Annotated in this window: 23 protein-coding genes and 1 pseudogene; 9 read left to right on the forward strand and 15 right to left on the reverse strand. The window is 60.0% G+C overall.

Translation table 11 applies throughout. The features are described from left to right. The 3 genes from K5I40_RS13320 to K5I40_RS13330 are packed head-to-tail and all read right to left on the reverse strand — an operon-like array spanning position 1 to position 3,227. Positions 1-1,419 carry an L-fucose/L-arabinose isomerase family protein gene (locus K5I40_RS13320; RefSeq protein WP_039031450.1) on the reverse strand — a complete coding sequence of 473 codons (1,419 nt, stop codon included), beginning with the start codon at positions 1,417-1,419 and terminating at the stop codon, positions 1-3. Between the two features lie 34 nt (positions 1,420-1,453). Beyond that, positions 1,454-2,404: a transketolase family protein gene (locus tag K5I40_RS13325; RefSeq protein ID WP_139564494.1), complete on the reverse strand. Its 951-nt coding sequence runs from the start codon at positions 2,402-2,404 to the stop codon at positions 1,454-1,456. Beyond that, complete coding sequence (locus K5I40_RS13330) at positions 2,397-3,227, reverse strand: transketolase (RefSeq protein ID WP_039031448.1); 831 nt, start codon at positions 3,225-3,227, stop codon at positions 2,397-2,399. The genes K5I40_RS13325 and K5I40_RS13330 overlap by 8 nt, the downstream gene beginning before the upstream one ends. Positions 3,228-3,945: 718 nt before the next feature. Between K5I40_RS13330 and K5I40_RS13335 the strand changes: the two genes are divergently transcribed. From K5I40_RS13335 to K5I40_RS13345, 3 genes are read left to right on the forward strand one after another with little or no spacing between them, the layout of a single operon-like run. After that, entirely contained in the window at positions 3,946-4,488 is a 543-nt protein-coding gene (locus K5I40_RS13335; protein ID WP_223074717.1) for a type IV secretion protein Rhs, read from the forward strand. After that, entirely contained in the window at positions 4,485-4,829 is a 345-nt protein-coding gene (locus K5I40_RS13340) for a putative T6SS immunity periplasmic lipoprotein (RefSeq protein ID WP_138369655.1), read from the forward strand. The genes K5I40_RS13335 and K5I40_RS13340 overlap by 4 nt, the downstream gene beginning before the upstream one ends. Before the next feature lie 11 nt (positions 4,830-4,840). After that, positions 4,841-5,341 (forward strand): type VI secretion system tube protein Hcp, encoded by a 501-nt coding sequence (locus K5I40_RS13345; protein WP_138369654.1) that lies wholly within the window; start codon positions 4,841-4,843, stop codon positions 5,339-5,341. A 58-nt stretch (positions 5,342-5,399) separates the two neighbouring features. Here the strand turns inward: K5I40_RS13345 and K5I40_RS13350 are convergent. Next, positions 5,400-5,537: pseudogene (locus K5I40_RS13350) on the reverse strand (transketolase); the annotation flags it as partial. 174 nt (positions 5,538-5,711) lie between these two features. Here K5I40_RS13350 and K5I40_RS13355 point away from each other — a divergent pair. Further along, positions 5,712-6,662, forward strand: coding sequence for a sugar-binding transcriptional regulator (locus K5I40_RS13355; RefSeq protein ID WP_223074718.1), 951 nt, complete (start codon positions 5,712-5,714; stop codon positions 6,660-6,662). A gap of 107 nt (positions 6,663-6,769) precedes the next feature. Here the strand turns inward: K5I40_RS13355 and K5I40_RS13360 are convergent, their stop codons facing one another. From K5I40_RS13360 to hypA, 11 genes are all read right to left on the reverse strand, one after another. Then, positions 6,770-7,858, reverse strand: coding sequence for an ABC transporter permease (locus K5I40_RS13360; RefSeq protein WP_223074719.1), 1,089 nt, complete (start codon positions 7,856-7,858; stop codon positions 6,770-6,772). A 1-nt stretch (position 7,859) separates the two neighbouring features. Then, positions 7,860-9,386 (reverse strand): sugar ABC transporter ATP-binding protein, encoded by a 1,527-nt coding sequence (locus K5I40_RS13365; RefSeq protein ID WP_223074720.1) that lies wholly within the window; start codon positions 9,384-9,386, stop codon positions 7,860-7,862. After that, entirely contained in the window at positions 9,386-9,994 is a 609-nt protein-coding gene (locus K5I40_RS13370; RefSeq protein WP_223074721.1) for a DUF2291 family protein, read from the reverse strand. Before K5I40_RS13370 ends, K5I40_RS13365 begins: the two co-directional genes overlap by 1 nt. Positions 9,995-10,005: 11 nt before the next feature. Then, positions 10,006-10,947 carry a D-ribose ABC transporter substrate-binding protein gene (locus K5I40_RS13375; protein ID WP_138369652.1) on the reverse strand — a complete coding sequence of 314 codons (942 nt, stop codon included), beginning with the start codon at positions 10,945-10,947 and terminating at the stop codon, positions 10,006-10,008. Between the two features lie 135 nt (positions 10,948-11,082). Then, the gene (gene entD / locus K5I40_RS13380; RefSeq protein ID WP_223074722.1) at positions 11,083-11,727 is read right to left on the reverse strand and encodes an enterobactin synthase subunit EntD; all 645 of its coding nucleotides are present in this window, start codon (positions 11,725-11,727) and stop codon (positions 11,083-11,085) included. Between the two features lie 48 nt (positions 11,728-11,775). Further along, positions 11,776-13,860, reverse strand: a complete 2,085-nt coding sequence (gene flhA / locus K5I40_RS13385) for a formate hydrogenlyase transcriptional activator FlhA (RefSeq protein WP_223074723.1) — start codon at positions 13,858-13,860, stop codon at positions 11,776-11,778. A 51-nt stretch (positions 13,861-13,911) separates the two neighbouring features. After that, positions 13,912-14,922 carry a hydrogenase expression/formation protein HypE gene (gene hypE, locus K5I40_RS13390; RefSeq protein WP_223074724.1) on the reverse strand — a complete coding sequence of 337 codons (1,011 nt, stop codon included), beginning with the start codon at positions 14,920-14,922 and terminating at the stop codon, positions 13,912-13,914. Continuing rightward, positions 14,919-16,040, reverse strand: a complete 1,122-nt coding sequence (gene hypD / locus K5I40_RS13395) for a hydrogenase formation protein HypD (RefSeq protein ID WP_223074725.1) — start codon at positions 16,038-16,040, stop codon at positions 14,919-14,921. Before hypD ends, hypE begins: the two co-directional genes overlap by 4 nt. Beyond that, complete coding sequence (locus K5I40_RS13400) at positions 16,040-16,318, reverse strand: HypC/HybG/HupF family hydrogenase formation chaperone (RefSeq protein WP_223074726.1); 279 nt, start codon at positions 16,316-16,318, stop codon at positions 16,040-16,042. Before K5I40_RS13400 ends, hypD begins: the two co-directional genes overlap by 1 nt. Further along, positions 16,309-17,181, reverse strand: a complete 873-nt coding sequence (gene hypB, locus K5I40_RS13405) for a hydrogenase nickel incorporation protein HypB (RefSeq protein ID WP_223074727.1) — start codon at positions 17,179-17,181, stop codon at positions 16,309-16,311. The genes K5I40_RS13400 and hypB overlap by 10 nt, the downstream gene beginning before the upstream one ends. Before the next feature lie 3 nt (positions 17,182-17,184). Then, positions 17,185-17,535 (reverse strand): hydrogenase maturation nickel metallochaperone HypA, encoded by a 351-nt coding sequence (gene hypA, locus K5I40_RS13410; RefSeq protein ID WP_039031437.1) that lies wholly within the window; start codon positions 17,533-17,535, stop codon positions 17,185-17,187. Positions 17,536-17,767: 232 nt separating this feature from the next. On the opposite strand from hypA, the gene K5I40_RS13415 reads away from it, so the two are divergent. The 5 genes from K5I40_RS13415 (at position 17,768) to hycE (ending at position 23,392) form a co-directional block, all read left to right on the forward strand. Continuing rightward, a complete protein-coding gene (locus K5I40_RS13415) occupies positions 17,768-18,226 on the forward strand; it encodes a transcriptional regulator (protein ID WP_223074728.1) in 459 nt (152 codons plus the stop codon). Positions 18,227-18,303: 77 nt separating this feature from the next. Then, positions 18,304-18,909 (forward strand): 4Fe-4S dicluster domain-containing protein, encoded by a 606-nt coding sequence (locus tag K5I40_RS13420; protein WP_039031435.1) that lies wholly within the window; start codon positions 18,304-18,306, stop codon positions 18,907-18,909. Then, positions 18,909-20,741: a formate hydrogenlyase subunit 3 gene (hycC, locus tag K5I40_RS13425; protein ID WP_223074729.1), complete on the forward strand. Its 1,833-nt coding sequence runs from the start codon at positions 18,909-18,911 to the stop codon at positions 20,739-20,741. Before K5I40_RS13420 ends, hycC begins: the two co-directional genes overlap by 1 nt. Positions 20,742-20,743: 2 nt before the next feature. Further along, positions 20,744-21,667, forward strand: coding sequence for a respiratory chain complex I subunit 1 family protein (locus K5I40_RS13430; protein WP_223074730.1), 924 nt, complete (start codon positions 20,744-20,746; stop codon positions 21,665-21,667). Between the two features lie 15 nt (positions 21,668-21,682). After that, positions 21,683-23,392 (forward strand): formate hydrogenlyase subunit HycE, encoded by a 1,710-nt coding sequence (gene hycE, locus K5I40_RS13435; RefSeq protein ID WP_039031432.1) that lies wholly within the window; start codon positions 21,683-21,685, stop codon positions 23,390-23,392. Positions 23,393-23,399: the final 7 nt, after the last annotated feature.

Here is a 23,399-nt window from a genome sequence, read left to right on the forward strand (position 1 = left end):
TTAGCGATGAAGATAGGTTGAGACGCCGAGGTAGCGGGTGAACGCCTCGTGCAGGATCTCCGCGCTGGCGGAGTGGTTCATCGCCACGTGATGCTCAAAGCCGTTGCGGCAGATCCAGTTCAGCAGGTTCTCCAGATGCGGCACCTGGATCACCGCCCGGCAGCCCACCGTATCCAGCGGATCGTCCACCGACTGGCCCTGGCCCACGTAGGCTTTAATTTCCCCGGTCAGATCGTCGGTGCTCAGGCGGAAGTAGGTCAGCGGCCCGCTTTTCAGGCGGCCATGCACCGCGCCGCAGGTGTTCTCTTTCCCGACCGTGGTGCCGATGATGTCGGCGGTGCCCATGTGCGGCGATTCGAGGCTGGAGGCGGCGAAGTTACCGCAGTGGAACAGGACGCATTTGTCGCGATCGTCGCCGAAGTTGTTGTTCCAGTCGGCAATCGAGGCGGGGTTCATGTTGCTGCTGGCGAGGGCGAACATGGAGAGCGCGCCCATCACGTCCACTTCACAGGCGCTCGGCATCAGCTGGCCGGACATGACGCTCATGATCGAGCAGACGTTGATGCCGAGGTTCTCCTGCAGGGAGGTCCAGCACTGGATCGCCGTGGTGTCGATGTCGTTAGCGACCACCCACTCGCTGATCACCACAAACAGCTTCGCCATGGTCACCAGCTTCTCCGGTGGAATGCGGCTGGCGTCGGCGTTGTCGATCAGGATCCGGCGTTTTTCATCCACGCGGATGTCGTCATCGCGCAGGGTTTTAATTCGGGTAAAGACTTCAGACAGGTCGAGGGTTTCCACGGCAATGCCCAGGCGTTCGAGCAGTTTCTCGCTGTAACGCACGGTGTTAAAGCCCGCCGGACGGGCACCAATCGCCCCCACGCGCACGCCACGCATGCTGCTCACCACGCGGCAGACCTGCTCGAAACGCCTCAGATCCTGCTCAAACACCTCGCCGTTGAGGGCGCAGACGTGCTGGGTGGTGAGGGTAAAGGGAATGCCGTACTGGCGCAGGTTGTTGCACAGGGAGATCTTGCCGCAGAAGCTGTCCCGGCGGGTCGCCAGCCCCATTTTATCGAGGTTGTCCTCTTCGGCCTGCACCAGCACCGGCACGTTCAGGCCGGAGAGGCGCAGGGTTTCGGCGATGGCCTTTTCATCGCCAAAGTTAGGCAGCAGCACCACCACGCCGTGAATGCTGTCGCGATGGGCACGAAACAGTTCGGCGCAGGCTTTGGCGTCCTGACGGGTTTCCACCCCGCCGAGCTCGGTCTGGCTGGGATCGAGCATGATGGTGTTGATACCGAGACGGCCAAACAGGGCGATGGCCTGCTCGCGTGCTTCCGCCACCAGATAGCTCGGGAAAAATCCGCGGTTGCCGATGACTACGCCCATCGTCAGTTGTTGAGGAATTCGGGACATTGCTTTTCTCTCCAGTAAGATGTTGTTGTTATTTTCAGCAAACCTGTCGCGTCAGCATTTCCCGGGCGTGCTTCACCACCCCAGCGACATCGATCTCATGCCGTGCCCGCGTTGACGCTCTGTCGGCGGCAATCGCGTATTGTCCATCCGGGATCCCCAGACGTTTCAGCGGCACGGCGCAGCCCGCTTCGGCCAGCACTTCGGCCACCAGGCTGCCGACGCCGCCGTTGACGTTATGCTCCTCGACGCTTACCACCGCCTTGCAGGGGGCGAGGGTGGCCAGCAGCTGTTGGGTATCACAGGGACGAATAGATGGAACGCTGATAACAGTGGCGTCAATACCTTCTTCCGCGAGTTGTGCGGCAGCTTCCACAATTTCATGCACCGTCGATCCCATCGCCACCAGCGCCACGTCATGACCGGTGCGCAGAACGTCGATTTTGCCTGGCGCAAAACGGTAGCTGTCGTCGTGCAGTTCCGGCAGGGCTTTGCCGTCGAGGCGGATATAGACCGGGCCGACGTGGTCAAGGGCGTAGTCGATGATCTGGCGGCACTCGTTTGGGCTCGAGGGGGCGTAAATTTCGATGTTGCCGAAACCGCGCATAATGGCGATATCGTCGATGCTGTGGTGGGTGCTGGCGAGGGGGCCGTAGCTGGCCCCGGCGTTCAGGCCGAACAGCTTCACGTTGGTATTGTTGTAGCAGATGTCGACTTTGATCTGCTCGTTAGCGCGGGAAATCAAAAACGGTGCCGCGTTGCAGGTGACAGCAATCTTGCCGCCGATTGCCAGACCGGCTGCCGCGCCAACCAGCGTCTGCTCGGCGATGCCGACGTTGACCAGACGCCCCGGAAAACGCTGCATAAACGGGGAGATTTTTGCCGTGGAGGTCGAGTCCGCCACCACCGGCACCAGGTCCACGCCGCGTTCAACGGCATCAATAAAGGCATCAACCATCACCGTGGCGAGGTGTTCGCTATTACTCATCTTTCAGTTCCTCCAGCGCCAGTTCAACTTCTTCCCCTTTCGGCACCCGGTGGTGCCATTCAGGCCGTCCCTGAATAAATGAAATCCCCGCCCCCTTGGTGGTATGGGCGATCACCACGTGCGGTTTGCCGTTGGGCTTCAGCCCCTCCAGGGTGGCGACCACGTCGGCCATGTCGTTGCCGTCGCAGGCGGTCACTTCCAGACCGAAGGCTTTCCACTTCTCATCCAGCGGATCGGTGTTGAGGATCTCTTTGGTGGAGCCCGCCAGCTGGAGGTTATTTTTGTCGTTGATAATAAAGAGGTTATCCAGCTGGTAGTGGGAGGCTACCAGCGCGGCTTCCCAGTTGCTGCCTTCCGCCAGCTCGCCGTCGCCGGTCACCACAAACACCCGGCGCTTGCTGTTGTTGCGTTTTGCCGCCAGGGCGATCCCCACCGCCACCGGCAGGCCATGACCCAGCGCGCCGGTGTTCAGCTCAATACCCGGGGTTTTATGTTTCACCGGATGGCCGGGCAGGTGAGAGTCGGCGTGCTGATAGGTGGATAACCACTCGACGGGAATAAACCCGGCTTCGGCCAGCACGCAGTAGTAACCGCCTACCGCGTGGCCTTTTGACTGGATGTAGATATCGCGTTCATCGCTCTCCTGAAGTGCCGGGGAGCAGTTCAGAATGCGGAAGTAGAGGGCGGTGAGCAGTTCGACCTGCGACAGATCGGCCCCGGTATGGCCGCCCGCCGGGCTTTCGGCATTCAGCACGATGATTCGGCGACGAATCGAGCGTGCCCGGGTTTCGAGCTCCGCGATGGAGAGCGAAAACGGATTCATAACATACCTCCTGAATTTATAATCTGTTGTGAATAATTATTCCAGCCAGGTAAAAGACCGCTCTGCCAGGAATGATCTTTGCAGGTTTCATTCTCTAAAACAGCAGGTTTTTGCCCCTCATGAATATATATTCAATGCTGATTTATTATTCATAAGATGTAAGATATGCCCAGTCAGAGGGTTTGTCTACGGTTTGAGCGGGCAAATTTCGAAGAAAGGAGAAAAGGATCACATTTGCCTGGCGGGCGGAGCGGAATAACGCAATCGCGGTGCGCCATACCGCTGCGTAATACTGTTTTTTACACCAGTTATTTCAGAATGATCCTCGTCGATAGGGGAACTAATGGCGAAGAATCAGAAGGACACATTTGTCGTTGCAGGGTCGCCGGTCTACATAAGGGCTGTAGAAGGCTATAGAGAAAATGGTTTGGCAAGACCTAAGACAATTGTAGTAATTTTTATTTCAAAGGGTTACGAAGGCAGACTAATAAAACATGTTGACCTCAGTCATGCCGGATTAATGGGCCGTTTAAACACCAATTTGAATTGTTTAAATAGTAGCTATGCTAACGCAAAGATAGAAAGGTGCTCTGTGTAGCCTTTAACGATATGAAATATGATAAACGAGACCAATATATTATCTATTTTCATTCAGTACATAAACAATTGTACGTTTTTACGCCAATGATATGATAAACCCTTCTTATTGGAGGGATAAATGTCGAACGGAATAAATCGCGGAGGTCTGCGGTTATTGACCCTTGGTGAAATTAACCTGGCCCGCACGCTCTACGCTTTCAGTGTTCGTTATAACGAAGTATGGATTCACCGCAGCAGCTATCTTCCTTTTAATATGCAGGCGAACAACGTCGCCATGGCGCCAAACGGCGAAATATATTTTCAGGAAGGGGTGTATGAGCCTGATTTTTCACAGCCACACGTCAAAAATGATCGCATAGGCGGTCAGCATATATTTCTGCATGAAATGATGCATGTCTGGCAACACCAGCGCGGGATGATGGTAAGAACGCGTGGCGCATTCTCATGGGCTGTTGATTATAACTATGAGCTCAATAAATCAAATCTGATGGACTACGGCATAGAAAATCAGGCATGTATCGTGAGTGATTACTGGTTGCTGAAAACCTATGGATTCGGTAATCGAAATGACCTGTATCGCCTCAAAAACTATGACCCGTCAGAGCCTACTCTCAAACTCATGGCTCGATATCAGAAAGTGCTTGGGAGTTTCCCGCATTGAAACGCTACTTATCCTTGATTCTGTTATCTGTAACCCTTGTCGGATGTGGTAAAGGTGATCGTGCAGCCCCCTGGCGCTCTATCATCGTTGATAAGGGGCATGTTTGCTTTTCAGTGGATAAAACCGACGTCCTGAGTCGCTATAACATTTCTTCAATGCAGGGCGGAGAATACAAAGAATTTGCCACTAATGAGCACGTTGCTCTCTCCTATCCAGACTCCTGTTTAAATCTGATGCTTAGGCCAGGTTATACCTATGGCGTGTCGTACACGCTGAATGGTTCAAATTATCGCTACGTGTTCTTTATCGACAACGACTGGAACGTCTCAAGTAATCAATAAGGGAAATAACGATGTCATTACCAGCTTATATGTATCTCTATGATGAAAATGGACAGCTGCTCAAAGGCAGTTGTATGGCGCTGGACCGTGAGGGTGCAATTGAAATTATGAACAGCAGTTACGGTGTGTACCAGAACACATGCCGCAACACGGGTAAACTTATGGGCTCGCGCGAACACAACGCTTTTACCCTGCACAAAGAGATTGATAAAACCTCGCCATATTTTGCGGTTGCAGTCTGCCAAAGTAAGCGGCTGCAAAAGGCAGTAATACACTATTACGACATCAACGAGGCTGGCATTGAATACGAGATTTACAGAATTACGCTTACCAGCATTGTGATCATGTCAGTTAATGCTTCTCATGCTTATATCCCGGGTTCTCGCACGCCAGGAATGATGGAGAATATCGCAATTTCCTATTCAGGAATTGAGTGGTTTTATATCGAAGGGAATATCAAGTATGACGATGACTGGAGCCGCCCAGTGGGTTACAACCAGCAGAAAAATTAGCTTGGGGTGCGGAGATAAAGCCGGTTTTCATAATTCCCGCCAGATGGAGATTGCTTTAATCATTGATGATGTACAGGTTATCCAGCTGGTAATGCACAGCGACCAGCGCGGCTTCCCAGTAACTGCCCTCGGCCAGTTCACCATCCCCGATCGCTACAAACACCCGACGTTTGCTATTGCTGCCTTTTGCCGCCAGTCGGCTCCTTAGCAGGGAGTGCAGCGCCATAGCCGGGGTTTGTCTACGGTTTGAGCGGGCAAATTTCGAAGAAAGGAGAAAAGGATCACATTTGCCTGGCGGATCGGGCGGGTGCTTGCTTGTTAAATATTCAGTGATGAATAAAAATAACGACAGCCGATTAAGGGGAACGTTATGTCGAAACAGGATGAACAGCGATTGCTGGTGAAGATCGCCACACTTTACTACAGCGAGAATAAAAAGCAGTCCGAGATTGCCTCCCTGCTGCACCTCTCGCAGTCCTTCGTGTCGCGGGCGCTGACGCGCTGCCAGAAAGAGGGGCTGGTAAAAATTACCGTCGTTCAGCCGACCAATATTTTTGTCTCGCTGGAAAAGGCGCTGGAAGAGCAGTACGGCATCCGCCAGGCCATCGTGGTGGACGTGGGGGAGGACCCGACTAACGCCCAGATCAAACACGCCATCGGCAGTGCGGCGGCGCACTATGTTGAAACCCGCCTGCGTCCCGAAGACCTGGTGGGGATCTCCTCCTGGAGTAGCACCATCCGCTGCATGGTGGATGAGATGCACCCGCAGAATATCCGCGCCGCAGGGGTGATCCAGCTGCTGGGCGGCGTGGGTCCGAACGGCAACGTGCAGGCGACGATCCTCACCCAGCAGCTGGCGGCGCACCTTGGCTGCCCGGCTGGGCTGCTGCCGTCCCAGAGCATCGAACACTCCGTTGAAGAGCGCGCCCGGCTGGTGAGCAGCCCGGACGTGGCGGCGGTGGTGGGTAAATTCGCCGAAGTGGACGTGGCGATCGTCGGTATCGGCGAGCTGGAGCCGTCGCAGCTGCTGAAAAACTCCGGTAACTACTATACCGAAGAGATGCTCAAACTGCTGGCCGAACGCGGGGCGGTGGGGGATATCTGCCTGCACTACTACGATGCCAACGGCGAGCCGGTGCTGAGCGCGGAAGAAGATCCGGTGATTGGTATGGAGCTGGCGCAGATCCGCGCCTGCCCGCAGGTGATTGCCCTGGCCGGTGGGGAAGAAAAACGCAACGCCATCCGCGGGGCGCTGAAAGGGAAGTATATAGATGTGTTGATCACCGATTACCCGACGGCGCGGAGTTTGTTGAAAGCATAGAAAAATGCCCGGCGGCGCTGCGCTTGCACGGGCCTACAGGGTTTTCCAGGCCGGGTAAGGCGAAGCCGCCACCCGGCACAAAGACCGCACCCATGCCCGGATTGCTTTTACCTCCCTTCCATCACCGCCTTTTGCGCTACCACGGCTGCTTTCTGCTGCATCCGGTTTTGCATCTGGTCGATGATCACCGCCACGATAATCACTATTCCTTTGATCACCATCTGCCAGAACTCGCTGACGCCCATCATCACCAGGCCGTCGGCCAGAAAGCCGATAACAAAGGCCCCGATCAGCGTCCCGAGAATGGTGCCGCGACCTCCGGCAAGCGACGTGCCGCCCAGCACTACCGCGGCGATGGCGTTCATCTCAAACGCGGTGCCGTTCGCCGGATGGCTCGCCAGCAGCTGTGCGGAGACCACAATCCCGGCGATGGCGGCGCAGAAACCGGACAGGGTATAGACCAGCACTTTCACCTGCTTGACCCTTACCCCGGAGAGTTCTGCCGCGCGCTCGTTATCGCCGATGGCGTACACGTGGCGGCCAAACGGCAGGCGGCGGGCGATATAAGCGATCACCAGCGCCAGGACGATCATCATCCAGATGGCCCAGGGAATGCCGAGCAGCGTTCCGGCGCCAATCTCATCGAAACCGGTATTCCCCAGCTGCGGGTTGCCGGAGAGCCCCGGGAAGGTCTGGCCATCGGAGGTCAGCATCGCCGCCCCGCGCAGCACGTACATGGTGCCAAGGGTGCAGATAAAGGGCGCGACGTTGTAGCGGGTGATGATCCAGCCGTTCATCGCCCCTATCAGGGCGCCAATCAGCAGCACAACGGGCACAATAACCCACACGCTCGGGAAGATGGCGATGCCAAACATCGGCAGCACAATCCCTTTGGTGATCATCCATCCGGCGATCATCCCGCACAGCCCGAGGGTTGCGCCAATGGAGAGGTCGATCCCGGCGGTGATGATCACGAAGGTGATCCCCAGCGCCAGGAAGGCGTTGATGGCGATGTGCTTAATCATGATCACCAGGCTGCCGGCGGAGAGGAAGCCCGGCACGGTCATGGTGAAGAAGCCGACAATCAGGAACAGCGCAATGAAGGTGCGCATTTTCAGCAGCAGCAGGAGGAGTTTTTCCCGGGAAGGCGCGGCCCCTTTTTGCGGCGTCAGCGCGACAGACTGTGTTGTTTTCATCTTAGAACCCCTGAGCACTTGCGGTTACCAGTGCCGATTCTTCGGCCCGATCGCGAACAATATCGGCGGTGAGTTTGCCGCCGGACATCACCAGAATGCGGTCAGATACCGCCATAATCTCTTTCAAATCCGAGGTGGAAAAGACCACCGCAATGCCCTGCTGCGAGAGCTGCACCATCATGCGGAACACGTCGGCTTTGGCCCCCACGTCGATGCCGCGCGTCGGCTCGTCGAGGAACAGCACCTTCGGGTTGGTCAGCAGCGAGCGGCCAATCACCACCTTCTGCTGGTTCCCGCCGCTGAGCGCCTGGATCTCCACCTCCGGGGTCGAGACCTTAATCGACAGATTGCCGATGGTGCTGGCCACCACCTCCTGCTCGGCCTTTTGCGCGATGGCAAAGCCGCGCTGCAGCCGACGCCACAGGCTGGCGATGGTCAGGTTGCTGGCGACCGACGAGCCGGGAAAAATCCCGGTGCGCTTGCGGTCTTCCGGTACCAGGCTCATCCCCATGCGGATGCGCTCGGCGGTGGTCAGGCGCTGGGGCACCGGTTTACTGTCGAGCCACAGCTTGCCGAGATAGTTGCGTTCGGTGCCGAGCATGCACTCGAACAGCTCGGTGCGCCCGGCCCCCATCAGGCCGTAGATCCCGACGATCTCCCCGGCGTTCACCTGGAAACTCACGTCGTTCACCACCGTATTCCCGGCGGCGTTCACGCAGGTGATGTGTTCCGCCTCCAGCACCGGCGCGCCAAAGGTGCGGCCCGGCTCGAGGAAGTTGCTCACCGGATCGCTGCCCAGCATCTCGCGCACGATCCAGGGCACGTCGATCTCCTGCACCTTCGCCTCGGCCTGGAACTTGCCGTCGCGCAGAATGGTGATCACATCCCCTATCGCCATCAGCTCTTCCAGCCGGTGGGAGATATAGATGATGGTGACCCCCTGGCGGGTCAGCTCGCGGATCACCCGAAACAGGATCTCCACCTCGGTTTTGCTGAGCGCCGAGGTGGGCTCGTCGAGGATCAGGATGTCGGCGTCCTCGGCCAGGGCTTTGGCGATCTCAATCAGCTGCTGCTGCCCGACCTTCAGGTTGCCCACCAGCTCGCGCGGAGAGATAGGCTGATCGAGGCGTTTTAGCAGCTCTGCGGTGCGGGACTCCTGCTCTGACTCATTGATCGGCATGACCCCTTTTTGCAGCTCGCGGCCAAGAAAAACGTTCTCCGCCACGTTGAGGTTTTCAAACAGGTTCAGCTCCTGGTGCACCATGCCAATCCCGTGGCGGGCGGCATCCCGGGTGCTGGCGAACGTCACCTGTTTGCCGTTGAGCCACATCTCGCCGAGGCTCGGCTGCTGGACGCCAGCAAGGATCTTCATCAGCGTCGATTTCCCGGCCCCGTTCTCGCCTATAATCACGTTCACTTTGCCGCGCCAGACGCGGTAATCGACCTTATCCAGCGCCACGGTGCCGGGGAACAGCATCGAGATCCCGTGGGTGCTGAGGATAATGTCATCTGCCGGGCTCTCGCTCATCACGGCGTCTCCTGTTTCAGTTCCAGCGCCGTCGCATCAACCGCTTTGCCCGCGTTCAGGGTGGCGGCGAACAGGACGGTGGCATCTTTGCCGCTCCAGCTGTCGTCGATTTTCGGCAGATGCTTCACCGCCTCGCGGTTCAGGGCGCGGGAGAGCTGGGCATACTGCACCTGGTTGGTAAATTCATCGAAGCGGAACCCGGCGGCGTCACGGATGGCGTTGCCGCGCATCACCGGCCCGCTCTGGATCTCCACCGGCTGGCCGTTCACCGTCATCACCAGCTTCTGCTCGCGTTCGTTGCTGGCATCCACGCGCTCAACCTTGCCGGTCAGGCGCACGAAGACGCTCTGCGGTTTGGCTGCAGGCGCGTTCAGCTGGGTGGTGAGGGCGCTGGCGTCCAGGGCATGATTCCTGGCGACGTCGAGGATCCGCGGCTGCCAGGTTTGTTGCGCGATCTGCTGTGGGGTCTTGTTGTCAAAGCTCGCTTTGGCGTTGGGATCGGCAGGCATAATCGGCTTGCCGAACTCATCCAGATCCACCACGGTGCAGGCCGTCAGCAACAGGGCGGCAGCGCCTGTCAGCGCGGCGCCCCATTGTGTTAAACGCATACTGCCTCCGCTTATTTGCTGAGGTTAAACAGGTTCAGCTTGCTGGCGTTGGACTCGTCGATCAGCACGCAGTCCATCAGCTGCTTCTCGTCTTTTTGCGCTTTGCCGTTTTTCAGGTAGTAGTCGGCCTGCTCAACGGCCATCTGGGCCTGCTGCCAGCCCGGCTGCAGCACCGTGGCTTTGATGTTGCCTTTTTTCAGGATCGAGTCGCGGGTGTAATCGCTGCCGTCAAAGCCGACCACAATCACGTTGTTCTTCCCGGCGGCCTTCAGCGCGGCTTCGGCCCCCAGCGCCATGGTGTCGTTACCGGAGATCACGCCCACGATATCCGGGTTGGTCTGCAGGATGGCTTCCATACGGGTGAAGGCTTCGGTCTGGCTCCAGTTGGCGGTCTGCTGCGCCACCATCTTCATGTCCGGGTAGTCGTCGATCACATCGTGGTAGCCCTGGGAGCGCACGCCCGCGTTGGTGTCCGACGGACGACCCAGCAGCTCAACGTATTTACCTTTGCCGTCCAGCAGCTTGACGAACTTATCTGCACCGAGCTGCGCACCCTGATAGTTGTTCGAGACAATCTGCGCCACCGCCACGCCGGTTTTGTTGATTTCACGATCGATCAGGAAGGCAGGGACGCCTGCCGCTTTGGCCTTCTCCAGCGGACCGACGGTGGCATCTGCCCCGGCGTTGTCCAGAATGATCGCTTTCGCCTTACGGGCGATGGCGGTTTCAATCAGCTGGTTTTGTTTGTTCACGTCATCGTCGTGCGAGGCGACCAGCGTGGTGTAACCCAGCTCTTTCGCCTTCGCCGCCGCGCCGTCGGCTTCAGCCTTGAAGAACGGGTTGTCGTGTGAGGGGGTAATAATCGCAATGAGTCCGTTATCGGCGGCAAACAGGGAGCCGGAAGCGGCGATCATTGAGGCCAGTAAAGCGGATTTTACAAAGGTCTTGTTCATTCTTTTTCTCCACATTGAATATTTATTCAATAATGATTTATTATTCAATGTAACGATAAGTCTGCCTGATTAAACTGTCTACGGTTCAGGCCGCTAATTTGTTTAAAAGGAGAAAAGGATCACGATCCTGAGCAATTATTCATCACAGATCAGGGTGACAACCGTGGCGTCCGAACGCTGCCAGTGCGCGGTAAATGCCTGATTTTGTGCAAAGGGGGGAAGGGGTCGGGTGAGCGTTAAGGTCAGGGTGTCGGCGTTCATGGCCGTGACGCGGGCGGACTCAAAACCCATCCAGGCCTGCACCTGAGGAAAGAGCGCTTTGAACAGACTCTCTTTGGCGCTGAACGCCAGGGTAAAGGCCAGGGCGAAGGGAAGGCCGCACCCGGCCAGCACCCGGGCTTCCTGAATATCAATCACCCCGTCCTGAATCTCGCGGGCTTCGCTTTCATCGATAATCGCCTCGCAATCAACCCCAATAAGGCCACTCTCGCGGCAGATCGCCACAGCCAGCGTGCCGCTGTGGGAGAGACTGCCGCTGATCCCCGCAGGCCACAGGGGTTCCCCGCTGCTGCCGATGGCGGGAATGGCCTGGCGGTTCAGGGCATGGAAGGCGGCGATGCGCCCGGCCAGATGGTCGGCTTTGCGCTTGCGCCCGGCGTCAGCCAGCTGGTGGTGGTGCGGGAGCCAGAGCAGGTCGGCGTCGCTGAAGGTGGCCGGATCGAAGGTGATGCGATGAAGGGTCTGCCCGGCGAGAAGAAATGTGGAGTGGTGAGTGTGCATGTTCTTCTCGCCGTGGACAAAAGGAGAGGTATTTTATCCTGGTGTGACTCAGGAGAGGACGTTTTTGTCGATCCCCAGGCGTTTCATCCGCGATAGCAGGGTGGTGCGCTTGAGCCCCAGACGCTGGGCTGCGCCCCGTGGCCCGGCGATCACCCCGTTGGTCTCTTTCAGCACCCGCAAGATGTGCTGATACTCCTCTTCCCCTTCGCGGATATCGCTGACGGGCGCTTCCGGCGCGGCACTGCTGGCGCGCTGGAAATCGATATCCGGCATCGAAAGCTGCAGGACGTTGCCGCGCGTCAGCAGCACCGCCCGCTCAATGACGTTTTCCAGCTCGCGCACGTTGCCGGGCCACTCCATCCGGCTGAGCTGGCGCAGGGTGTCCGCCGGAATACTGTCGATGTTGCGTCCCAGCCGGTGAGCAATCTTGAAGGTGAAAGATTTCACCAGCAGGGGAATATCTTCCGGGCGCTCGCGCAGCGGCGGGAGGTAGATCGGGAAGACGTTCAGGCGGTAGTAGAGATCGCTGCGGAACTCGCGGTCGGCCACCATCTTCGTCAGGTCGCGGTTGGTGGCGGCAATCAGGCGCACGTCGGTGTGGATGATGCGGTTGCTGCCGAGGCGCTCAAACTCCTGCTCCTGCAGCACCCGCAGCAGTTTGGGCTGGAGTTCGATGGGCATATCGCCCACTTCGTCGAGGAACAGGGTGCTTTTGTCCGCCAGCTCAAAGCGGCCGATGCGCTGGGCGCTGGCCCCGGTAAAGGCCCCGCGCTCGTGACCAAACAGGTCGCTCTCCAGCAGGCCGGCAGGCATCGCCGCGCAGTTCATCTTCACCATCCGCCTGTCGCTGCGTCCGCTCAGGTTGTGGATGGCGCGGGCAATCAGCTCCTTGCCGGTGCCGGTCTCGCCGAGGATCAGCACGGTGCTGTTGCTCTGGGCCACCATCTCCACCTGCTTCATCACCGTCATCATGGCGCTGCTGCGGCCGATGATCTCGCCGAAGTCGGTGGCGACATTATTGATCTGCTCGGTCAGGGCCAGGTTCTCGTCGATCAGCCGCTCCTTGAGGTGGCTGATTTCCCGGTAGGAGAGGGCGTTATCCACGGCGATGGCGACACGTTCGGCGATCTGGTTCAGCAGTTTGAGGTTGGTAGGGGTGAACACCTGGGCCTTGCACTGGGCCAGCTTCAGGGTGCCGAGCACCCGGTCGCGGAACATCAGCGGGAACAGGCACAGGGTCTGATCCTGCTCGCCCCACATATCAAACAGCATGCGTTCGTAGGGGGCGTGCTGATCCCGGTGGTGCAGGTTAAGCATCAGCATCTGCTTGTTACGCATCACTTTTTCAGACAGCGTACCCTTCTCATCCACCTCGCTCTGGTCGTGCAGGGGGGCATCTTTGTCCAGATAGTGGGTGGAGTAAACGATGAGCTTCCCTTTACGGTCGCTGCGCAGCACCATGCTGATGGAATCAATGCCGAAGTTGCGCTGAATTTCGCGGGAAACTTCCATCACCAGCTCATCAAGGTCGAGCTTTGACAGCACGGCGTTGGTGATGGCGACCAGCAGGCGAAAATCGTTACGCTCCCGCCACAGCAGATCGTAGTTATCGCTGTTGTGCAGCCGGGCCTGGATCTGCTCGACGGCCAGCCCGGCCGCCTGGGTCAGGGTCTGCAGGCGGGAAAAATCAGTATCCGTCCAGGGCACATCCCGGGTGCGCAGAAACTCGCAGCCGCCCAGAATGCGGCCGTCGGCGGCAATCGGCGTCAGGCAGTAGTGGGCGAACGACGGATAGCGGTCGAGGGCGGCCAGCTGCGGCCAGGTCTCCTGGAAGGTCGCCGCCGTGCAGTGCAGCACGTCCGGGCGCGAAAGCATGCGGCGGAAAGGGCCGTTCGCCAGCATCGGCTCATCTTCATAGCGGATATCGCAACCCTGGTCGTCGGTGCAGTAGAGATAAACCCGGCGCGATTCCGACTGCCAGAGCAGAATGTGGACGCTATCGGCGAGGTTTATCTGCCGGACGTGCTGGGTCAGCGCCTGCGCCAGGGCGCAAAGATCGGTCTGTTGCAGCAGGGTACGGGTAATATCGAACAGTCCTTGATCGATGGGATCGTTCGTGGGTGTATACGACATGCGTTATATCCAGAGTATCCAGAAAAATGAGCGGCTTATGCGCCGCCCGAATCAGCAAATACGCGGCAGTGGCTCGCTGTGGGGCAAATTCAGCGTCCGTTTTACGCCGTACAGCCCGGTGAGTCGTACCCCTTTGTGCTCAACCACCTCGCCGATAATGGCGGCGTTCCTTCCCAGAGGATGTGCCCGCAGCAGCGCCAGCACCCGTTCGGCGGCCTGGCGTTCCACCACGATAGCCAGCTTGCCTTCGTTGGCGAAGTTGAGCGGGTCAAGGCCCAGCAGCTCGCACGCGCCGCGCACGGCGGGCTTCACCGGCAGGCTGCCTTCCTGTATTTCAATCCCGCAGCCGCTGCTGGCGGCAAATTCGTGGGCCACGGCATTCACGCCGCCGCGGGTGGCATCGCGCAGGGCTTTGATGCCGGGCTCGCCGCGCAGGGCCTGAATCAGCGGGGTCAGCACCGCGCAGTCGCTCTGCAGATCCCCTTCCAGGCCTAAGCCTTCGCGCAGATTAAGGATCGTGGCGCCATGATCGCCCAACGTGCCGCTGACCAGCAACACATCACCGGCGTGAATCTGACGCATCCCCCAGTTTACCCCCTCGGGAACGGAACCGATACCTGCGGTATTAATAAACACCTTATCCGCCGCGCCGCGCGGGACGACTTTGGTATCGCCGGTGACGATGGTGATGCCCGCCGCAGCCGCAGCATTAGCCATGCTGGTGACGATGCGCTCAAGGGTCGCCATCTCCAGCCCCTCTTCGAGGATAAACCCGCAGGAGAGCCAGCGCGGAATGGCTCCGCTTACCGCCACGTCGTTGGCGGTGCCGCAGACCGCCAGTTTGCCGATATCGCCGCCGGGGAAGAACAGCGGGTCAATCACGTAGCTGTCGGTGGAGAAGGCCAGCCGGTCGCCCTGGGCTGTCAGCTCGTGCAGCGGAATGCGGGCCTGATCTTCCTGCTCATCAAGCAGCGGGTTGCTGAAGGCGCGCATAAAAAGCTCGCCGATCAGCTGCTGCATCGCCTGTCCGCCGCTGCCGTGGGCGAGGGTTATCTGTTTCAACTTTCACACTCCTGAGAACGGTACTGATACCAGGCGCTGCACGCCCCTTCCGATGAGACCATCAGCGCGCCAAAGGCGCTTTGCGGTGTACATTTCCCGCCAAACAGCGGGCACTGCGCCGGTTTGCAGCGTCCGGTCAGCACCTCGCCGCAGCGCGCTTCGGGGTCGTCACACACCGCCTGCGCTTGTGGGCTGAAGTGACGCTCGGCGTCGAACTGGCGATACGCCTCGGTAAGATGCACGCCGGAGTGGGAGATCACTCCCAGCCCGCGCCATTCGCTGTCCCCTTCCACGCCAAACACCTCGGCGATGGCGGCCTGGGCCACGGCGTTGCCCGCTTCCGGTACGATGCGGCGGTACTGATTTTCCACCTGGCTTATGCCAGCGATCTTCTGCTCCACCAGCATCAACACCCCCTGGAGCAGATCCACCGGCTCAAAACCGGCCACCGCCAGCGGGCGCTGATGATCGGCGGCGATAAAATCGTAGGCGTGAGTGCCAATCACCATGCTGACGTGTCCGGGGGCCAGGAAGGCGTCGATGCCGTTTTCCGGCTGCTCCAGCAGGCTTTTCAGCACCGGGATCAGCGTGATGTGCTGGCAGAAAAAGAAGAAGTTATCCACGTTCGCCGCTTTTGCCTGCCGCAGGGTCAGGGCGGTGGCGGGCATGGTGGTTTCAAACCCCAGCCCGAAGAAGACCACTTTGCGATCCGGGTTCTGCCGGGCCAGCTTCAGGGCGTCGGCGGGGGAGTAGATGATCCGCACGTCCGCCCCGCGCATCCGGGCATCCAGCAGCGAGCCGTTTTTCCCCGGAACCCGCATCGCGTCGCCGAAGGTGCAGAAGATCACCTCCGGGTGGCTGGCGATTTCGATGCAGGTGTCGATCCGCCCCATCGGCAGGACGCAGACCGGACAGCCGGGGCCGTGAATAAACTCAATGTTGTCGGGCAGGAGCTGGTCCAGCCCGAACTTAAAGATGGCGTGGGTGTGCCCGCCGCACACCTCCATAATGCGCAGCGGACGCGCGGCGGTGTAGGTTAAAAGCTCAGCCCTGGCTTTCAGGGCCGCGATCAGCTGCATTACCTTTTGCGGGTCGCGGTATTCATCAACAAAGCGCATCAGCGGGACTCCTCGCCAAACAGCAGCGACCCGACGTCCGGCTCCACTTCGAACATATTTTGCAGGGCGGCGAGGGTATCCAGCGCCTCCGCTTCATCAATCACGCTCATGGCAAAGCCGACGTGGACCAGCACCCACTGCCCGAGACGGCTGTTGCCGTTTTCGTCACAATCGCCCACCAGGGTCAGATCCACGTCGCGCAGCACGCCGCAAACTTCGACGCTGGCCTGCATTCCGTCATGAATAGCGCTGATTTTTCCAGGAACGCCTATGCACATCGTTGCGCCTCCAGCCAGGCAAGCCAGGCGTCCATCCCGTCGCCGCGGGTGGTGGAGACGAGCAAAATCTCAATCTCCGGGTTCACTTCCCGGGCGGCGGCGAGGCATTTTTCCACGTCAAAGCTAAGGTACGGCAGCAGGTCGACCTTGTTGAGCAGCATGATCGACGCGGCGGCGAACATATGCGGGTACTTGAGCGGCTTGTCCTCGCCCTCGGTGACGGAGAGCACCGCCACCTTATGACGCTCGCCGAGATCGAAGCTGGCCGGGCAGACCAGATTGCCGACGTTTTCAATAAACATGATGCCGCCATCCGCCAGCGGCAGACGCGCCATCGCGTCCCCGATCATCTGCGCGTCGAGGTGACAGCCCTTGCCGGTGTTCACCTGAATGGCGGGCGTGCCGGTGGCGCGGATCCGCTCGGCGTCGTTAACGGTCTGCTGATCGCCTTCGATCACCGCGCAGGGCACCTGCTGCTGTAAGCGCTTTAAGGTCTCGGTCAGCAGGGTGGTTTTACCGGAGCCGGGGCTGGAGACCAGATTGAGCGCCAGCTGGTGACGGGCGCTGAACAGAGTGCGGTTGCGCCGGGCAATCGCATTGTTTTTGCCGAGCACGTCCATCTCGATGTCGACCATTTTGCGCTGGCTGAGGCCGGGCGCATGGGTGCCCGCTTCGCCGTGGCCGTAATGCAGCTGGCCTTCAAGCGGCTCGGCAGGGGCAAAAGCCTGAGCGTCCACGCGGGTGATGCGCAGCGCCGGGCGCGTGGCCGGCGCAAAGGGGGCGCTGCGAAAAGCGGAGTGAGGATTATGCTCGTCGCCTTCAATATAGAGGTTGCCCTGATCGCAACCGCAGGTGGTACACATGGTTTACTCCTGTTCAATTTCCAGACGCGTGATATGCAGCCCGTCGTCGGCGACAATATTCAGGTTTGCTCCGCCGCACTGCGGGCAGAGGCGTACGCGGTGGGTCACCAGCTCGACGTACGCTTTGCAGTCCTGACACCAGCACTCCGCCTGCTGCTCTTCGAGATGCAGGGCGCAGCCTTCGGCGACCGTCTCCCGGCACACCAGCTCAAAACAAAACTGCAGGGCGCTGCTCTCCACGCAGGAGAACGCCCCGACGCGCAGCCAGACGCCCGTCACGCGTTTGGCCTGATGCTGATGCGCCTGTTTTTCGATCAATTCCAGCGCCTGCTGGCAGAGGGTGATTTCGTGCATTGTGCTGTTCCCGGTGAAGTCTGGCCGGATAAAGCAATATTGATGCCATGTTTACGCGACGCGTGGCGAGAGGAGACAGGGCGCGCGGTCAAAGATGACGAAATGACATGTCATTTTTTGTGATCGCGGCGGCTTAAAAATTTATTTTAATTAAAAATCAATAAATTAAAAAATGGCACGAAACGTGCTTAAGGAAGCCAACTCTTTACACATTACGCATCAGGTACGTCACATGACACTTTCCGAATTAAGTGAGAAAGCCAATATCATCGCCGGACAGCAGCGGGTACTTCGCTCCCACTGGAACCACTACGGCAATTCATTGATTCAGGCCATCACGCTCTCTAAAGCCAGCCTGCACCTTACCGTGGGCTGTAACACCGACAACGGGCTTGGCTTCTGGCTGTTCGACCACTTCCTTATCCGCGTGACGCCCGAGCAGGCGTTCAACGGCCACATCTTCAATTACACCGTCGAAGTGCGCGACAACCCGGAGTGCGTGCTGATTGGCCGCGCCCGCCTGAGCGATGACGGCATGCTGGACGAGGCGATCAACATCGACCAGCGCGAAGCGGTTCTGGACCATTTCCTGAATAAAATCAGCGGGGTTTACGCCGCGCTTTATCAGGCAACGCAACGCGGCGAATCCCTGACTCTCGCCGTACTGGCGCAGCACCACGCTGCGGTCTGAGCCGGGTGTCGACAGGTGTCGAAAATGACACTTCCGCCCGTTTTTCGTCAAAAATGACTATCACCAGAGGAAACCAGGTGAATCGTTTTGTAATTGCTGATCCCTCGCTCTGTATCGGCTGCCACACCTGTGAGGCCGCCTGTTCAGAAAACCATCGCCTGCATGGCCTGCAAAGCCAGCCGCGGCTGAAAGTGATGCGTAACAGTAAAGACTCCGCGCCGCAGCTGTGTCATCACTGCGAAGACGCCCCCTGCGCCCAGGTCTGCCCGGTCAACGCCATTACCCGCGCTGACGGCGCTATCCAGCTGAATGAAAGCCTGTGCGTCAGCTGCAAGCTGTGCGGCATCGCCTGTCCGTTTGGCGCCATTGAGTTTGCCGGCAGCCGCCCGCTGGCGATCCCCGCCAACAGCAACACCTCGAAAGCGCCGATGGCCCCACCGGCCCCGGCCCGCGTCAGCCCGTTCCTCGACTGGGTGCCGGGCGTGCGCGCCATCGCGGTGAAGTGCGACCTGTGCAGCTTCGACCCGGAAGGCCCGGCGTGCGTGCGCACCTGTCCGACCAAATCCCTGCGTCTGGTGAATAACCAGGACATCGCCCGCGCCAGCAAGCGCAAACGCGAGCTGACGATGAATACGGATCTGGGCGATCTGTCGTTGTTCCAGTCGCAACAAGGAGAGCGCTGATGAATGCCTTTTCGTTAATTGACCTGTCGCTGGTGTGGTATCTGACCAGCGCCGTGCTGGCGCTGGTCTTCAGCGCCAACCGCACCCTCAGCAACGCCGTTACTGGCTTTGGCGGGGCGATCGGTAGCGCCATGGCGGTGATGGCGGGAGCGGTTTCGCTGCTCGCCGCGCCGCAGCTTGCGGTGCAGCAGGGGCAGATCCCCTGGCTGCATATCGGCATGCAGATGAGCGGCATCCGCGCGGTCTGGCTTATCGCCATCGGCCTGCCGGCGTTTCTCATCAGCCTCTATACCGTCGCCTGGCACCGTCCTGCGCAGTCCAGAAGCACCGGCCTGCTGACCAACCTGCTGATGGCTACCGCCGTGGCCGCGATCATGGTCGATAACCTCGGCTGGCTGGTGGTGATGGCGGAAATCATGGCCCTGTGCGGCGCGTTTCTTACCGGCTGCGCTCAGTCCGGCAAACTGTGGTTTGTGCTGGGGCGTCTGGGCACGCTGCTGCTGGCCTTCGCCTGCTGGCAGGCGTGGCGCTACTACGGCACCCTGGATTTTGCGGCGATGGGGGCAATGGCCTCCGGACAGGCACCGGGGGCCAGCATCTGGCTGCCGGGACTGGCGGGCTTTGGCCTGCTGGCGGGCGTCATTCCGCTGCACGGCTGGGTACCTCAGGCCCATGCTAACGCCAGCGCCCCGGCTGCCGCGCTCTTCTCCACGGTGGTAATGAAGGTGGGCCTCTACGGCATGCTGACCGTCGCCCTGAGTGGGGCCCTGCCGCCGCTGTGGCTCGGCGTGCTGCTGCTGGTGATGGGCATGATCACCGCTTTTGTCGGCGGCCTGTACGCCCTGATGGAGCACAACATCCAGCGCCTGCTGGCATACCACACCCTGGAGAACATCGGCATTATCCTGCTCGGCCTGGGCGCGGGCGTCACCGGCATTGCGCTGCGCAGCCCGCTGCTGGTGGCGCTGGGCTTTACCGGCGGGCTCTACCACCTGGTGAACCACGGCCTGTTTAAAACCACGCTGTTCCTCGGCGCGGGCGCGGTGTGGTATCGCACCGGCCATCGCGATATCGAGAAGCTGGGCGGCATCGGCAAAAAAATGCCGCTGATCTCGCTCTCAATGCTGGTGGGGCTGATGGCGATGGCAGCGCTGCCGCCGCTGAACGGCTTTGCCGGGGAGTGGGTGATCTACCAGTCCTTCTTCAACCTCGGCGGCCATGAGGCCTTTGTTGCCCGCCTGCTGGGGCCGTTGCTGGCAACGGGCCTGGCAATCACCGGCGCGCTGGCGGTGATGTGTATGGCGAAAGTCTACGGCGTCACCTTCCTCGGCGCACCGCGCACTCCGGAGGCGGAAAACGCCTCCTGCGCACCGGGGATGATGACCTTCAGCACCCTGCTGGCGGCGCTCTGCTGCGTGGCGGGCGGCGTGGCTGCCCCCTGGTTGCTGCCGGTGATTAGCCGCCTGTTCCCGGTGAACGGCGGGGCGGTGAACACCGTCTCCCAGCCGATGATCACCCTCCTGCTGCTGGCGGGGCTGCTGCTGCCGTTTATCGTGCTGGTGGTCTTCAAAGGCAATCGCCTGCCGAACCGCTCCCGCGGCTTCGCCTGGGTGTGTGGGTACGATCACGAGCAGTCGATGGTGATCACTGCCCACGGCTTTGCCATGCCGGTTAAAGAGTCCTTCGCGCCGGTACTGAAGCTGCGCAAATGGCTCAACCCGGTTCGCTTTATCCCCGGCTGGCAGTGCGACTGCACCGCCGTGCTGTTCCACCGTATCGCCCTGATTGAGCTGGCGGTGCTGGTGGTGGTTGTCATCTCCCGAGGAGCCTGAACATGACTTTGATATACGCACTGATTCAGGCGCTGGTGCTGTTTGCCCTCGCGCCGCTGCTGGCTGGCATCACTCGCGTGGCGCGTGCCCGGATGCATACCCGCCGCGGGCCGGACGTCTTCCAGGAGTACCGGGATCTGATCAAGCTGCTGGGCCGCCAGAGCGTGGCGCCTGCCGCCGCGGGCTGGGTGTTCCGCCTGATGCCGTTTGTGATGGTGGGGGTGATGTTTGCCATCGCCTCGGCGCTGCCGGTGATCACCCTGGCCTCGCCGCTGCCTGCGCTCGGCGATCTCATCACCCTGATCTACCTCTTCGCCATCGCGCGCTTCTTCTTTGCCATCGCCGGGCTGGATACCGGCAGCCCGTTCACCGGGATCGGCGCCAGCCGTGAAGCGATGCTCGGGGTGCTGGTGGAGCCGATCCTGCTGCTCGGCCTGTGGGTCGCCGCTCAGGTGGCGGGCACCACCCACATCAGCGCGGTAACGCAGACCATCTACCACTGGCCCGCGGCGCACACCCTAACTCTTTTACTGGCGATGTGTGCCTGCGCGTTCGCCACCTTTATCGAGATGGGCAAGCTGCCGTTTGACCTGGCCGAAGCGGAGCAGGAGTTGCAGGAAGGGCCGCTGTCGGAGTACAGCGGCGCGGGCTTTGCCCTGCTCAAGTGGGGCATCAGCCTGAAACAGCTGGTGGTGCTGCAGATGTTCGTCGGGGTGTTTATCCCCTGGGGACAGATGACGCAGTTCTCCATCGGCAGCCTGGTGCTGGCGGTGATTATCGCCGTGGTCAAGCTGGTGGCGGGCGTGCTGGCGATCGCCCTGTTTGAAAACAGCATGGCGCGCCTGCGCTTTAACGCCACCTCACGGATTACCTGGACCGGTTTCGGTCTGGCATTTTTAGCTTTCGTCTCCTTGCTGGCGGCGTGATTTTAGAGAATAACCATGTCTGAAGAAAAAGTTGGTCAACACTATCTCGCCGCACTGCATCAGGCCTTCCCTGGCGTGGTGCTGGATGAAGCCTGGCAGACCAAAGACCAGATCACCGTCACGGTGAAAATTAACTACCTGCCGGAAGTGGTCGAGTTCCTGTATTACAAGCAGGGCGGCTGGCTGTCGGTGCTGTTTGGTAACGACGAACGCCAGCTCTGTGGCAGCTACGCCGTCTACTACGTGCTGTCGATGGAGCAGGGCACCCGCTGCTGGCTCACCGTGCGCGTGGAAGTGGACGCCGATAAGCCGGAGTTCCCGTCCGTCACCCCGCGCGTGCCTGCCGCCGTCTGGGGCGAGCGCGAAGTGCGCGACATGTACGGCCTGATCCCGGTCGGGCTGCCGGACGAGCGCCGCCTGGTGCTGCCGGACGACTGGCCGGACGAACTCTATCCGCTGCGTAAAGACAGCATGGATTACCGTCAGCGCCCGGCGCCGACCACCGACAAAGAGACCTACGAGTTCATCAACGAACTCGGGGATAAGAAAAATAACGTGGTGCCGATTGGCCCGCTGCACGTTACTTCCGATGAGCCGGGCCACTTCCGCCTGTTCGTCGACGGCGAGAACATCATCGACGCCGACTACCGCCTGTTCTACGTCCATCGCGGCATGGAGAAGCTCGCCGAAACGCGGATGGGCTACAACGAAGTGACCTTCCTCTCCGACCGCGTCTGCGGCATCTGCGGTTTCGCCCACAGCACGGCGTACACCACCTCGGTCGAGAACGCGATGGGGATCGTGGTGCCGGAGCGCGCCCAGATGATCCGCGCCATCCTGCTGGAGGTGGAGCGTCTGCACTCGCACCTGCTCAACCTCGGCCTGGCCTGCCACTTTGTCGGCTTCGACTCCGGCTTTATGCAGTTCTTCCGCGTGCGTGAAACCTCCATGAAGATGGCGGAGATCCTCACCGGGGCGCGTAAAACCTATGGCCTGAACCTGATCGGCGGTATCCGTCGCGACCTGCTGAAAGAGGACATGATCGCCACCCGACTGCTGGCCCAGCAGATGCGCCGCGAGGTGCAGGATCTGGTGGATATCCTGATGAGCACGCCGAACATCGAACAGCGCACTGTGGGCATTGGCCGCCTCGACCCGCAGATCGCCCGCGACTTCAGTAACGTCGGCCCGATGGTGCGCGCCAGCGGCCACGCCCGCGACACCCGCGCCGATCACCCGTTTGTCGGTTACGGCCTGCTGCCAATGGAAGTTCACAGCGAGCAGGGCTGCGACGTCATCTCCCGCCTGAAGGTGCGCATCAACGAGGTCTTTACTGCCCTGAACATGATCGACTTCGGCCTCGACAACCTGCCGGGCGGCGCGCTGATGGTGGAGGGCTTCACCTACATCCCGAACCGCTTTGCGCTGGGCTTTAGCGAAGCGCCGCGCGGGGATGATATCCACTGGAGCATGACCGGCGACAACCAGAAGCTCTGGCGCTGGCGCTGCCGGGCGGCCACCTACGCTAACTGGCCGACCCTGCGCTACATGCTGCGCGGCAACACCGTCTCCGACGCGCCGCTGATCATCGGCAGCCTCGACCCGTGCTACTCCTGCACCGATCGCATGACGGTGGTCGACGTGCGCAAGAAGAAAAGCAAAGTGGTTCCGTACAAGGAACTGGAACGCTACAGCATTGAACGCAAGAACTCGCCGCTGAAATAAGGACTTG

The organism is Leclercia sp. LTM14 (assembly GCF_023736175.1).
Taxonomy (GTDB): Bacteria; Pseudomonadota; Gammaproteobacteria; order Enterobacterales; family Enterobacteriaceae; genus Enterobacter; species Enterobacter barmai.